Source organism: Candidatus Arsenophonus phytopathogenicus, from assembly GCF_056113345.1.
In genome coordinates this window covers 24,767-35,912 of the sequence record NZ_JBUIOB010000010.1, presented here as the reverse complement: position 1 = coordinate 35,912, position 11,146 = coordinate 24,767, and the positions used below count along the sequence as shown (strand labels likewise).

General features: G+C 39.2%; 19 protein-coding genes and 2 pseudogenes. 6 read left to right on the top strand and 15 right to left on the bottom strand.

Annotated elements, in window-relative coordinates; translation table 11 throughout:
- Positions 1 to 51: 51 nt before the first annotated feature.
- From AC01GB_RS01770 to AC01GB_RS01760, 3 genes are all read left to right on the top strand, one after another.
- Positions 52 to 588: a PD-(D/E)XK nuclease-like domain-containing protein gene (locus AC01GB_RS01770; protein WP_474450003.1), complete on the top strand. Its 537-nt coding sequence runs from the start codon at positions 52 to 54 to the stop codon at positions 586 to 588.
- 73 nt (positions 589 to 661) lie between these two features.
- Positions 662 to 904 (top strand): type II toxin-antitoxin system RelB family antitoxin, encoded by a 243-nt coding sequence (relB, locus tag AC01GB_RS01765; protein ID WP_474449996.1) that lies wholly within the window; start codon positions 662 to 664, stop codon positions 902 to 904.
- Entirely contained in the window at positions 891 to 1,154 is a 264-nt protein-coding gene (locus AC01GB_RS01760; RefSeq protein ID WP_474449995.1) for a type II toxin-antitoxin system RelE family toxin, read from the top strand. Before relB ends, AC01GB_RS01760 begins: the two co-directional genes overlap by 14 nt.
- A gap of 60 nt (positions 1,155 to 1,214) precedes the next feature.
- Here the strand turns inward: AC01GB_RS01760 and AC01GB_RS01755 are convergent, their stop codons facing one another.
- From AC01GB_RS01755 to AC01GB_RS01685, 15 genes and pseudogenes are all read right to left on the bottom strand, one after another.
- Positions 1,215 to 2,804 carry a glycoside hydrolase gene (locus tag AC01GB_RS01755; protein WP_474449994.1) on the bottom strand — a complete coding sequence of 530 codons (1,590 nt, stop codon included), beginning with the start codon at positions 2,802 to 2,804 and terminating at the stop codon, positions 1,215 to 1,217.
- Positions 2,805 to 2,917: 113 nt separating this feature from the next.
- Positions 2,918 to 3,439, bottom strand: coding sequence for a tail fiber assembly protein (locus AC01GB_RS01750; RefSeq protein ID WP_474449993.1), 522 nt, complete (start codon positions 3,437 to 3,439; stop codon positions 2,918 to 2,920).
- Positions 3,440 to 3,449: 10 nt separating this feature from the next.
- A complete protein-coding gene (locus AC01GB_RS01745) occupies positions 3,450 to 3,854 on the bottom strand; it encodes a baseplate wedge 1 family protein (RefSeq protein WP_474449992.1) in 405 nt (134 codons plus the stop codon).
- Positions 3,845 to 4,144 (bottom strand): contractile injection system sheath initiator, encoded by a 300-nt coding sequence (locus tag AC01GB_RS01740; protein ID WP_474449991.1) that lies wholly within the window; start codon positions 4,142 to 4,144, stop codon positions 3,845 to 3,847. The genes AC01GB_RS01745 and AC01GB_RS01740 overlap by 10 nt, the downstream gene beginning before the upstream one ends.
- An 84-nt stretch (positions 4,145 to 4,228) precedes the next feature.
- Positions 4,229 to 4,360 (bottom strand): hypothetical protein, encoded by a 132-nt coding sequence (locus AC01GB_RS01735; RefSeq protein WP_474449990.1) that lies wholly within the window; start codon positions 4,358 to 4,360, stop codon positions 4,229 to 4,231.
- A gap of 3 nt (positions 4,361 to 4,363) precedes the next feature.
- Positions 4,364 to 4,615, bottom strand: coding sequence for a baseplate hub protein (locus AC01GB_RS01730; RefSeq protein ID WP_474450002.1), 252 nt, complete (start codon positions 4,613 to 4,615; stop codon positions 4,364 to 4,366).
- Entirely contained in the window at positions 4,616 to 4,798 is a 183-nt protein-coding gene (locus AC01GB_RS01725; protein ID WP_474449989.1) for a hypothetical protein, read from the bottom strand.
- A gap of 180 nt (positions 4,799 to 4,978) precedes the next feature.
- Positions 4,979 to 5,611: a glycoside hydrolase family 25 protein gene (locus AC01GB_RS01720; RefSeq protein ID WP_474449988.1), complete on the bottom strand. Its 633-nt coding sequence runs from the start codon at positions 5,609 to 5,611 to the stop codon at positions 4,979 to 4,981.
- A 31-nt stretch (positions 5,612 to 5,642) separates the two neighbouring features.
- Positions 5,643 to 5,951 carry a lysis protein gene (locus tag AC01GB_RS01715; RefSeq protein ID WP_474449987.1) on the bottom strand — a complete coding sequence of 103 codons (309 nt, stop codon included), beginning with the start codon at positions 5,949 to 5,951 and terminating at the stop codon, positions 5,643 to 5,645.
- Positions 5,948 to 6,373: a lysozyme gene (locus tag AC01GB_RS01710; protein WP_474449986.1), complete on the bottom strand. Its 426-nt coding sequence runs from the start codon at positions 6,371 to 6,373 to the stop codon at positions 5,948 to 5,950. The genes AC01GB_RS01715 and AC01GB_RS01710 overlap by 4 nt, the downstream gene beginning before the upstream one ends.
- A complete protein-coding gene (locus tag AC01GB_RS01705; protein ID WP_474449985.1) occupies positions 6,339 to 6,782 on the bottom strand; it encodes a phage holin family protein in 444 nt (147 codons plus the stop codon). Before AC01GB_RS01705 ends, AC01GB_RS01710 begins: the two co-directional genes overlap by 35 nt.
- A gap of 202 nt (positions 6,783 to 6,984) precedes the next feature.
- Positions 6,985 to 7,413 carry a DUF3757 domain-containing protein gene (locus tag AC01GB_RS01700; RefSeq protein WP_474449984.1) on the bottom strand — a complete coding sequence of 143 codons (429 nt, stop codon included), beginning with the start codon at positions 7,411 to 7,413 and terminating at the stop codon, positions 6,985 to 6,987.
- Between the two features lie 286 nt (positions 7,414 to 7,699).
- Positions 7,700 to 8,387: pseudogene (locus tag AC01GB_RS01695) on the bottom strand (replication protein P).
- Entirely contained in the window at positions 8,366 to 8,755 is a 390-nt protein-coding gene (locus AC01GB_RS18070; protein ID WP_488656424.1) for a hypothetical protein, read from the bottom strand. The pseudogene AC01GB_RS01695 and the gene AC01GB_RS18070 overlap by 22 nt, the downstream one beginning before the upstream one ends.
- On the bottom strand, positions 8,724 to 9,071 hold the full coding sequence (locus AC01GB_RS01685) for a helix-turn-helix domain-containing protein (protein WP_474450001.1): 348 nt from the start codon (positions 9,069 to 9,071) through the stop codon (positions 8,724 to 8,726). Before AC01GB_RS01685 ends, AC01GB_RS18070 begins: the two co-directional genes overlap by 32 nt.
- A 916-nt stretch (positions 9,072 to 9,987) precedes the next feature.
- Here AC01GB_RS01685 and parA point away from each other — a divergent pair.
- The 3 genes and pseudogenes from parA to ssb all read left to right on the top strand — a co-directional run.
- A complete protein-coding gene (gene parA, locus AC01GB_RS01680; RefSeq protein WP_474449982.1) occupies positions 9,988 to 10,611 on the top strand; it encodes a ParA family partition ATPase in 624 nt (207 codons plus the stop codon).
- Complete coding sequence (locus AC01GB_RS01675; protein ID WP_474449981.1) at positions 10,612 to 10,830, top strand: plasmid partition protein ParG; 219 nt, start codon at positions 10,612 to 10,614, stop codon at positions 10,828 to 10,830.
- A gap of 30 nt (positions 10,831 to 10,860) precedes the next feature.
- Positions 10,861 to 11,136: pseudogene (gene ssb, locus AC01GB_RS01670) on the top strand (single-stranded DNA-binding protein); the annotation flags it as partial.
- Positions 11,137 to 11,146 lie beyond the last annotated feature (10 nt).

Sequence of the window (11,146 nt, the reverse complement as noted above, 5' to 3'; positions counted from 1 at the left end):
AAACAGGCTTTGGCTGATTTTGAAGCTCAGGCCGTTGCCAGCAACCAAATTGTGCTCAAAAAAGACGACTTTGAGCAAATTGAGCTAATGCGTGATTCTGCAGTGGCATATCCATTGGTTGTCGAACTACTGGAAAACGGTGCGCCAGAACTCTCAATTTTTTACCGCACGGAAAACGGAACGCTATTGAAAATCCGCCCTGACTGGTTAGGGCTCTACTCTGGCGTACCGTTCATCCTTGATGTGAAAACGACAGATGACGTTCATGACTTTGGCAAATCTGTTGACAAGTTTGGCTACCACCTGCAAGCCGCATTCTACCGGATTATCGCGCAGAAGGTGTTTAATCTTGATATTGATTTTCTGTTTTGTGCAATTGGCAAAAGACCGGAATGTGGGCGCTATCCCGTCCAGCTAGGTATGTTGGACGAAGAAGATAGTGAAGCATGGAGGGCAAGGCTAGCAAACGGCACAGGCGACGCTTGGCGATTTCCAGACGGTGAAATAGTGCATGGTTTTTTTGAGGCTGAGAAAGAAAGCAAAAGAGGTGAGCGCGGTGCTCGAAGAACGGAAGAAATCCCGTTTTAGTCCGAGTCATTGACTTAAATGTTATCACTAACCTATAATGTAAGTGCATTGCAAATACATTATAGGTAAATAAATGGAAAATTTAACCATTAGAATATCCAGAGAAGATAAAGAATTGCTGAAAGATTTTGCGGATTTTAACGGTATATCTGTTTCAAATCTGTTAAGACAGTCAGCGCTTGAACGCATTGAGAATGAAATTGATATCAAGCTTTATCAGCGCGCAAATAATATCATGAAAAAAATGACTAACGATGATGTTATTAGTCATGATGAGCTAATTTCTGATTTGGGTCTTGTTGATGTATGCCGTTAAATATCACAAAGATATCGCAAAAACATTAAAAAACATCAGCAAATCAGACCAATTATTTATTTTATCTTGGATAAATAAAAACCTGATTAACACTAAAAGCCCAAGAATTCATGGGAAATCTTTAAAGGGAGAAAAAAAGGGTTTATGGCGTTATCGGGTTGGAAATTATCGAATTGTGGCAAATATTCAAGATAAAGAATTAATTATTCTAATAATAGATATTGGTCACAGAAAAAATATTTATCGTTGAATTTGTTATATGTGATGGTTAATTGACTGACCCCGCCCTGAAGGGCGAGGAGGATGTCAATCAGTTATTTTTCAATGTAACAACACTATATGATGGTAATTGTATGGTGAATGTGTTTGTTAATTTATCTTTTTTTATCTCATCTAATTTAATCCAATTATTATTTTTTCCTTCTGAAGTAACATAAGGTGTCAATATATTGATATCTGAACCAATTACTTCGAATTTTAGTTCATTAATATGATAATTATTATTGATGGCTACTATTGTTAACGAGTTTTTTTCATTGGGGTTCTTGAAAGCAGAATATAAAACTCCATTATGTGATTTATTTTTTGATGTATTGATACGGATAGAGCCAGGATTGATGTATCTGGTATAATTGCCATAAATATCAAATACCTTACCTTTGCTATAGGTATCACCATCAGTTTTAATCAAACATTCATTGCTGATTTTTTCAACACCAAGCCAGAACGTGAAAGCGCTTATATTCCCTTTTGTTAGAAAATTATGCAAACTAGCGGCGAACTCCAATCCTTTTTTCATGCTAGGATCAAACTTTGTGGTTTCTGAGATCTCTGTTATCCATCTGGGTTTCGAAGACCGATTTAACACCCAGTCATAAGCTTTTTGATTATAAGTAACATCTGTTTCCCCCGAAATAAAATTAGGTATGGTATAACCGTGGCTTGCGCAAATGTCTATTTTCTTACTAGTGCCCTTTAGCCACATAAGAAACAGACTAGAGAAGGTGTAAACATCAGATAAAAACCAGTTAGCACATTCTCCCATGATCATTTTTATCTGCATCCCTTTTTTATTTAGGGTATCCTTTAGTTTTGGAATAAACCTAGCAGTATCTGTTGGATACCAGATTGTACCTGCCCAACTTGGAGTAGGAAATTCAGGCTCATTCATTGGAGAAATACTGTATAAAGAAATTCCTATTTTTTCGAGGTCTTCGCAGATATTTGAAATATATTCGCAAAAAGCATCATCATAATTTGGGTTTAGTCTATTACAATTTTTTCCTTCAAGCTGTCCAGGAATTGTTTTCATATAAGTAGGTGGAGACCAGATACTGGCAAAAATCTTGTTTATATTATATTTTTCTTTTGCATTCTTCACCACCCAATATTGATTTATAGGCTCATCAAGTTCACTGGCTTGGTAATTATAATCAATTTCCATCCTTGCAATCGATAAATTTAATCCATCTTTTGAAAAAAGATCTGCTAGGATGCTTTCTCTATTTTTGTCTTGATAAAAAATATTTCCTCTTCCTGCAAATACACCGAAACCATCTATATGTTGTTTTTCTTCATTGTAATATATTTTTTCTGAAGAAAAACAGTTATTATGGCCATATTCATGTTGCTCCTGATAATCATCATCAGCAGAAAAATCGTTATTATTATTTTTAAAAGTTTGGAATTTTGTAAAAATACTTAGCAACTCTGTTGAAATAGCAACGTCATGGATTCCATTATTTTCCATCAACTTATTAAATTCTACTTTGTTAAAAACTTTTGAATGGGAAAAAGGACATTCCAAATCAATCGTATTCCTATCAATTTCATAATTTTCTAATATCTCTAATATTTCTTTGTTTGTCTCTTTTAGAGCATCCAGAATAATAGAATTCATATTTTTCCACCGCTATAAAAAATATTATAGTAATTTATAATTTTTAAATTAACTACCTGACCATAGATATAGTTTCAACTATCTGTTAGTCAGGTTTTTTTGTTTTAAAAACATCATTCCGGTTTTTTCGGCCAGTCAATATCTGGCGCGGTGGTGGTATCAATATCATTCAGTTTCACGCTGTACATTTCCCAGGCCCGTAGCGCGGTTTTTTCACTGTTAGTGGCCATCCCTAAGCGTACTTTACGCTCAAGTAGCGTAATGTTTGACTCCGCTTCGTCGATTAACTGGTGTTTTGTTTGATTTCCGGCGTTGTTTTCGGTCTTTGATAGATAGATATTGCCGTCAGACAGACACACTGCGCCTTTGTTGTAAGTTTGCTTCTCAGCATATTCAGCAATACCGTTCTGGTAGAGGTGGGTCACAAGAGAACTGATTGTGAATCCCACCGCATTAAAATCCTGCATGGTGGGCAATTCTGAAACAGGCACAATTCCCCAGCCACGCGCAAAATCGGCATTGATATTTTTCTCAAGATTGTCGGTGATTTCTTTTGAACCAAACGCGGTTCTTTCTTCCGTTTTGCTTCCACCTGCAAACGGTTGAATATCAATGTTGGGTCTTTTAATCTTCAATGTTATGTTCCTATGTTAAAAAGGTTTTTTTGGCAAAATAGCCCACACGGGTATTGAGGTCAGGGCTAAAGCGGCTGTACCAAGAAGTTGCATTCTGATGTTCTTTAAATCCAAAGGTGCCTTTAGGCTCTTGCGTGACGTAGTTAATCTGAACGCCTTGCGGACGTGGGAGTAAGTCAAGCCTTAAGATGAATTCCAGCCATTCCCTGTCTGCTCTGGGCGTAATGACGATAGTGAGACTCATGTTCTGGCGTTCAATCAGATAGCCCTCCCCCTCAATCACAAAACTCACCGCCTGCTGGAGTGACGACAGGCTGACATCGCCTGTTTGCGTGGCGGTAGCGAGGGCGGTGTTTTTGATGATTTTGAGCTTAATCAGGCTGCGATATTGCTTATCGGGCAATTTCAGTGGCAAAAAATCCTGGGCAAATTTGGAGCGAAAGCCACCTTGTAGATTTCACGGCGCAACGTTTCGCCCGTACCACGACTGCCAAGCAGTTGCAGCCAGTCCAGACCAAACTCAACATCTAGCCACCAATCGGCTTTGAAACACTGCAAACGAGTTTTGATATTCTGGTGGATCGCTTCGCTATCAATCAGGTAATCATCAAGCGAATGACCAAATCGCCAATCGTTGTGCTCGGTTAACTGTGCTGTTTTCACGAAAATCACCTTCGGGTTAATTGGGTTTTCCGGTGCTGTCATTGCCTGTTTCTACGCCTCCTTGCTGACAAGAGACAGGGACATTGGGGAAAACCGGAAATTCGATTGCGTGAATTTCATCATTAATCACCACGTTTTTTTAACGACAGGCTGGCAATCGACGGTGGTTTGGTTCACCTTGACCACTTTGGCAATCAAGGCGCAGCCAATCTCAGATTTGATATGATTGGCAATGGTTTTCATCAGTTCGATATTCACGCCTTACTCTCCTTCACCACCACGTAGTTTTTTTTCCTGCTGGCATTTGCACGTCATCGCCCACTCGCCTGTGTCACTTTCACCTGCGTAGTCAATCGCGAAAATGCGATAAACGCCGTTAAGATGTGGTGCAACCTTGCTGTCTATCGCTACCTGATAACCAATTGACACATTGGGATTAAGGACGCTTTTAAAGGTCAGCACGTTTTTGTCGTCAAGCGTGGGTGTTTCCATCAATCCGGTACTGACACTGATTCATTCCGCTTTCCCGTTTTGCACCTCGTTTCGTCTCAAAATATGAAGCTGTCCGTTGTCGATATAGAGTTGCTCCTTTTCGTCTTTGAGCTTGCGTAATTCATCAAACGAAAAGCCCGTCATGATTTTGGGGCGACTTAACGGCAATTGCGCGGTCACTTTGCCTTTTTTCACGCCTGTCATGGTACTCACAGCAGCATCGACCGCCTCAGACTTTGAGGTCACGGCTTTGCTAATCGTTGCCGTGGCGAGTGTTGATTAATTTGATTGAACTCATATTCAGATTATCGAGGATGGAAAGAATTGACATCCTATCTGATAGGATAGAATGTCAATTTATAAACATGTTTATTAAAGAAAAGATTAAGAAGTTTTTACCCAATCCAAGTCAACGACATTTTCAGTGATACCCTCAACCACTCCTTTAGAACTGTATTGCCACCACGTCCAACTTTTACCTACATTTTTCCAGGATAATGGTATACGTGGCATTTCTACATTCCAATTAGCAATCCATAGCGGGTAAACACTAAAATCGTATTTATCCCATTTCACATCGCTATCCCAATATGCGGGGGAACAATATATAAATGTAGCCTGACAGGACAATATATCGTCCTTGCTGATTAAATTTAATAAAGCGTGTAAATTATCTGCCATCACTTCAGGTGTAGCACCTTGGTTGTTTTTACTTTCTACGTCAATAGCTAACGAATTTTTCGAGGTTTCAAAACCAACAGAAGATAAATTCTTTTTGATATTATCAAACTGCTGTTGAGGAGTGCTGCTTACAGCTATAAAGTAGTGGTAACAATTAACCTGAATACCTACATTACTGGCATTCTTGAAATTTTCCACGAATTTAGGATCAGTATAGGTTCCTCCTTCTGACATTTTAATAAAAGCATGTTTTACACCACTATCAGCCACTTTTTTCCAGTCTATTGTTCCCTGCCATCTTGATACATCGATACCTTTTTCGTATTGACTATTCATCTTTATTAATCCTCTCATTACATTGAAAAATTCATTGACACTGTGTGTTGACGTAACCCTGAAGCCCTAAGGTTTGGGCGGTGACTGTAGCAATCTGTTCTCGTAAGGTGTAATAAGCCTGTTCAGCGTCTGCTGTAAGTCGGGCGGTGGAGCCATCATCCACGCTGGCGGAGGAAGAAGCGCCGGACTCTTTAGGGCAGGTGGCATTGACCCGCAACCGCTTAAAACCCCGGGCAACAGCCAGCCTAAGTGCCTCAATCGTCTGTCTCGCATGAGTTAATTCCTGATAATGTTTTTTGTCCATCTCGGCCAGCAGGACAATCAGTGATCCGCGCATCATGACAAAAACCTCTCCCGTTCCGCCGCTCGCCGTCTGACCAGTCCAGTCAGTTTTTTTCCGTCCGCATAGACCCAGCGGTTAAATTCATTCGCCGCGCCCGCAACATCGCCCGCATTGAGTTTTGTTAACAGGGTCGAGGTCGCGAATGCTTCCTCACCGATGTTAAAGACCAGTGATACCAGCGCATCAAACTGGAGTTGGGTCAGCGTGACCCACACACACCGGTTAATCACGTCCTCTGTCTGCTCGAGGTCATCGGTTAAAAAGCGTTCCGCCTGTGACGGTGAAATTGTCATCCGTTCCGTCACCCCCTGCGTATGCCCATAGCCAATCGTCCAGCGTCCGGCCGGACAGCGATAAGCCCGCAGACGACACCCCTCAAACTGTTTAATCCGACTTACCCCTGCGTCGCTGGTTGTCATTTTTTTTCCTTGTGTCCGGTTTTTTGACCGACAACCTCAACCCCCGAAAAGGCAGTGAGTCCGTTAATGCCTCCCCCAGAAAATCAGTGCCAAGGTAACCGATGAAGACACTGGCCAGATAGACCAGACCCGCACTTAACCCGAAAAGCGCCAGCAGGTCACGCGCAAACCACGCAATAATCGCGCATATCGTGGCATCAATCAGGGTCTTGCGCCATTTCTTCTCCTGACTCCGGTGCCAGATTGTGCAAATCGCCTTCCGCTTTTCGAAATTCCGGGTCTTCTTGACGGCCGCCTTTTTCTTCCGTCGTCGCCGAACTTTTGTCAGGTTGTCATTCTCTTCCTGTGCTTCCGGACTATCGGGCCGGTCTTCCACCTGCTCACTTTCCCGTCTCTTTCTCCAGCGCATTTATGCCTCTTTTTAATCAATAAAAAAGGCCACCTGAGCGACCTCTTTAAAAAATAGAACGGTAGCCAGCCGCCTTACTCGTTTTAGTTATTTAATTTGGGAGTATGGCGGTGGCGTAAATGAAAATATCTCTTTGAGAGACACTATAAAACTTAAAATCATTAATACGACAGAGCGGATTAATTAACCAGTTATTTTACGGTTAATTAATTTCGAAAGAACACTGCGTTGCACCAGCTGTACAGTGAGGTAAAATTCGACCATCAGACTGTCTCTTATTTTCCCATACTGTTCCTACTGGTCGCACTGCTGACAAAGCGGTTAGTGACATTCTCATTCCAACATTTGGCACATTCCCGACATAGTCACAGCTAACCGTTTTTTCACCAGTAATATAACTTTCCCTGAAAGATACCACGCTCAAATCTTCTTCATCGGCGATGGGGTTTTCACCTTCCCAAGTATAATTATTAGTAGCAGTAGCGGTATAAACGAAACCACCATGCTCCCCTCCATGCTGCTGAATATTTTGAACTTCAGGACAGGAGATAGTGGGTACTCTTGTCATGGCAAATGATGATTTTTGTAAAAACATCGCTATTAGTAACATCAAAAAAATTGATTTTTTCATTTAGTAATCCTTTTTTGTTTGTGTAACAAAAATAAATGCTCTGTCGTATTAAAAAATTTATCGCCGAAAAATAAACGTCATCCTTTTAACTATAGCCTCAGCAGGTAGTTCTTGCTGCCTCAATGACATCGGCTTTGCGCATCCTTGTTTTCCATAAAAACGTCTGTTCTGTTATTGAATTTTTCGGTGGTAGCTGGCCCAGTTGAAACAGGAACCACCGAAATGATTCAGACTTCGCCCTTAGCGTATTAGGAATACTAGTCTCTTAGGGTGCGGAGGATGTTAACTAACTAGGTAAATTGGGTGAATAGCTTTTTCCAAAACCGTATTTTTCCTTGATTACTCTAATTCTCTCCAAGACTACAGGCTTACTCATTGGTTTTGAACGGGGCTTTTTCGTTAATGACAAGTGAGGGTTGGGTATCACATAACCATTGAGTAATTTTTTTGTTAAGTCATCAATCAATTTTATTGCTTTGTCCTCGATCTGTTTATAGTTCAATGATTCAGTCATCATGGCTCGATATAATTCGTTAACAAGCCAATAATTGGCATTCGAGCCATAATCAAAATCATGGATATTATCGTAACCCCGTCGATGACAGTACGCCTGTAATTTTTCGCTAATTTTCTGAGGTGTTGGCAGCCCGTATTCCTCGCTGACACCAACCGATAAATTGTCCGACAGACGGCAAAAATGGCGATTTTCGTTGTCTGGCAATCCTTAAACCCGCGTTGATGTGACGGTCAGAATTAATATTGTTTTCAGCGAATCCGCTAATCCACTGCTGCTTAAAAATGGCGAGCTCTGATTGCGTCTTGAGTAAAGCAATACTGGCTGGAAAAATCACTTTTAGATTCTCAAAAAATCGGTTAAACAATTTGATAAAATGGGGATTAATCGTATTTTTATACCGCTGACCAAACGATTTATGACGGCGAATCTTAGCGGTTAACTCTGAAACGCATTGCATAAAATATCCTCCAAACCATTTACCCAACTGGTATCTTTCCAGGCAACCTCTAGCTCTTCACGACGAGAAATTGAAGACTTTCTGTTTTCAAGCCACGAAACTTCAAAGCCTTGCCAGTTTCGCAACATACATGTAGCCAAAATATCATCGGTGGAATAACCAAAATTGTTTGCTTCGTTAATTTTTTGTACAAGTCTATTAAGTGCTGTTTCAGTTAACTTGGCTTTTTTGTTTTTCCGATGCTCAAAATAATCTTGCCAAATTATTTGGCTTGGAGGCTGAACAAATTTTATGTGTGAACAACTAGTATTATTAGATTCTATTTTATGACTGGTTCTATATGACTGATTCGGGTGACACAGTGTCACTATCGTTTGATTCTTTTTCTCTTTCTCGATTGGGTGACAATGATTGACTATTATTTAGCTGCAAAACATACCTGTTTGACTGATTGTGATGGTGCCCGTTTCGTTCTCGATGAAAAACCTGAACAAGTCCCTGTTTTTCCAATTCGGCAATATGCCTCATGACCGTTCTTTTTGAAATTTCACACTGTTTCGCAATAGATTCATACGAAGGCCAACATACACCTTCATCATTGGCGTGGTCAGCAAGTTTAAGTAAAACGAGTTTTCTGGCTGGATTTCCTACTTGGGTATTCATCGCCTTAACCATTAACAACATACTCACTATCACTGTCCTCCAAAGTTTTTAAAAAAATGCCCCAACCCAACAACTAAGCGGCGGGTTATTTCATTTATGATTTTCCCTGGTGGGGTTTAAAAAAGTTATTTTTAATAAAAAAAGTAAGCGTCAATTCGCGCCTTTTGGTTAGCTATTATTTGTTTTTGCTGTTTTTTGCGGTGTTTCATTAACAGATTGGCGTAAACCACTATCTGTCGTTGAAAATCTTGTAACTGCTGGCGTGGATTTTCGTGTCGCCAAAAGGCTTTTTTGAGTTTTTGGTTAAACTCACGTTCAGCGTCTTTTTTCCTTAAAATTTCTCCAAATTTTTCATAGGTTCTGGATTTGGAATTATCTTACCTTGGCAAGACGACTATTCTCACAGTTCCCATTTTCTTATGCAAAATGAACCTCCTCTAGAATGTCTTGTGTTGATATTTTTTGCATGGGTTATCCGCGCGTTGACGCACAAGTAAAAAACATCAAAACAGAACACTCATACTTCTGTGTTCTGCCTTCCAGACACTCTGGAAGAAATCCAGATTGTATCAACGAGCCAAAAAGCGACGTTGACGGTTAAAGAGCAAAAGCCGTACAAAAAAACAGCTAAAAATCGATTCTCCAATTGTAACTAGAAATTTCACTATGTCAATAAAGCAATCAATTTCAACAACTTACATAAAAAATAAGATTGAAATAAAGCAATCAATTTCAACAACTTACATAAAAAATAAGATTGAAATAAAGCGATCAAAATCAATAACTTACGGAGCTTAATTTTTTTTATTTTTTTTGAGTGGCAATCGGTAATTTCTCATCAAAAATAGCCGTAAAAATATTTACGTCTTGTAATTAATCGTAATTAAGTAAATACTGTAACTAGTAAATCTTTATTTACAGAAATGGAGAAACACGATTGATTATATCAATGTTAAACCAAAAAGGGGGAGTTGGTAAAACAACTCTAAGTGTCAATATAGCGGCCAAATTAGCTATAGGTGGAAAAAAAGTGCTTTTAATTGATGCTGATCCGCAAGGTAGTGCTTTAGATTGGTCATCAGTTAGAAATGAAGACCCTTTATTCACAGTTGTTGGTTTACCCAGACCTACTCTTCATAAAGAAATTAAATCTTTAATCAAAGATTATGATCATATTCTAATTGATTGCCCTCCCAGAGTAACTGATTTAGCACGTTCTGCAATATTAGCCTCTGATGTAGTTTTGATTCCTGTCCAACCAAGTCCATACGACATTTGGGCGGCACAAGAAGTTATTGATTTAATCAAAGAAGCGATCATTTTTAAAGATAAACTTAAATACGCCTTTGTTATTAATCGTAAAATCTCAAATACAGCGATTGGGAGAGATGTCACTGACGCATTAGCACAATATGAAACAAAGGTTTTTTGCTCAGTAGTTTCTCAACGTGTCATTTATGCCGAAACTGCTGCTTCTGGAAATGTTGTTTTTGAATCCGATCCAGATGGAATTTCAAGTAAAGAAATATCCAGTTTAGTCGATGAGATTTTGGAGTTTTAAATGGCTAAAAAAATTAGTTTTAAAACAAAAGATATTAAAAATAATGCTGATGATTGGGTCGAGAAAAGAGAAATAAAAACATCAAGTATTGAAATAAATAAACGCTTAACAATAGATATTCCTGAAAGTCTACATAAAAAAATCAAATCAACTTGTGCAATAAAGGGTACTACAATAGCTGATGAAATCAGAAAAATACTGAAAAGTAATTTTCAGTAATTAATGATTTGTTAAAATGTAAGGATTTTTATGACAATCAGAGGAATTAACAAAGTTATTTTAATTGGTCATTTGGGTGATAAACCGATTGTTCGATATTCACCAGACGGGTCATGTTTTGCTACTTTCTCACTAGCGACAAATGAATCTTGGCAAGATAAACAGACTGGCGAACAACGGGAAAAAACAGAATGGCATAGAATCTTTGTCACAGGTAAATTAGCTGAAATTGCAGGTCAATATCTCGATAAAGGTCGTCAGATTTACGTCGAAGGCCAATTGCGAACCCGAAAGTGGCTAGACGAAAGAATTGACA

Coding starts and splice junctions, on each gene's coding strand:
- relB (WP_474449996.1), top strand. CDS start 662: ATGGAAAATTTAACCATTAGAATATCCAGAGAAGATAAAGAATTGCTG.
- AC01GB_RS01760 (WP_474449995.1), top strand. CDS start 891: ATGTATGCCGTTAAATATCACAAAGATATCGCAAAAACATTAAAAAAC.
- AC01GB_RS01755 (WP_474449994.1), bottom strand. CDS start 2,804: ATGAATTCTATTATTCTGGATGCTCTAAAAGAGACAAACAAAGAAATA.
- AC01GB_RS01740 (WP_474449991.1), bottom strand. CDS start 4,144: ATGACAGCACCGGAAAACCCAATTAACCCGAAGGTGATTTTCGTGAAA.
- AC01GB_RS01725 (WP_474449989.1), bottom strand. CDS start 4,798: ATGACAGGCGTGAAAAAAGGCAAAGTGACCGCGCAATTGCCGTTAAGT.
- AC01GB_RS01720 (WP_474449988.1), bottom strand. CDS start 5,611: ATGAATAGTCAATACGAAAAAGGTATCGATGTATCAAGATGGCAGGGA.
- AC01GB_RS01715 (WP_474449987.1), bottom strand. CDS start 5,951: ATGATGCGCGGATCACTGATTGTCCTGCTGGCCGAGATGGACAAAAAA.
- AC01GB_RS01710 (WP_474449986.1), bottom strand. CDS start 6,373: ATGACAACCAGCGACGCAGGGGTAAGTCGGATTAAACAGTTTGAGGGG.
- AC01GB_RS01705 (WP_474449985.1), bottom strand. CDS start 6,782: ATGCGCTGGAGAAAGAGACGGGAAAGTGAGCAGGTGGAAGACCGGCCC.
- AC01GB_RS01700 (WP_474449984.1), bottom strand. CDS start 7,413: ATGAAAAAATCAATTTTTTTGATGTTACTAATAGCGATGTTTTTACAA.
- AC01GB_RS01685 (WP_474450001.1), bottom strand. CDS start 9,071: ATGTTGTTAATGGTTAAGGCGATGAATACCCAAGTAGGAAATCCAGCC.
- AC01GB_RS01675 (WP_474449981.1), top strand. CDS start 10,612: ATGGCTAAAAAAATTAGTTTTAAAACAAAAGATATTAAAAATAATGCT.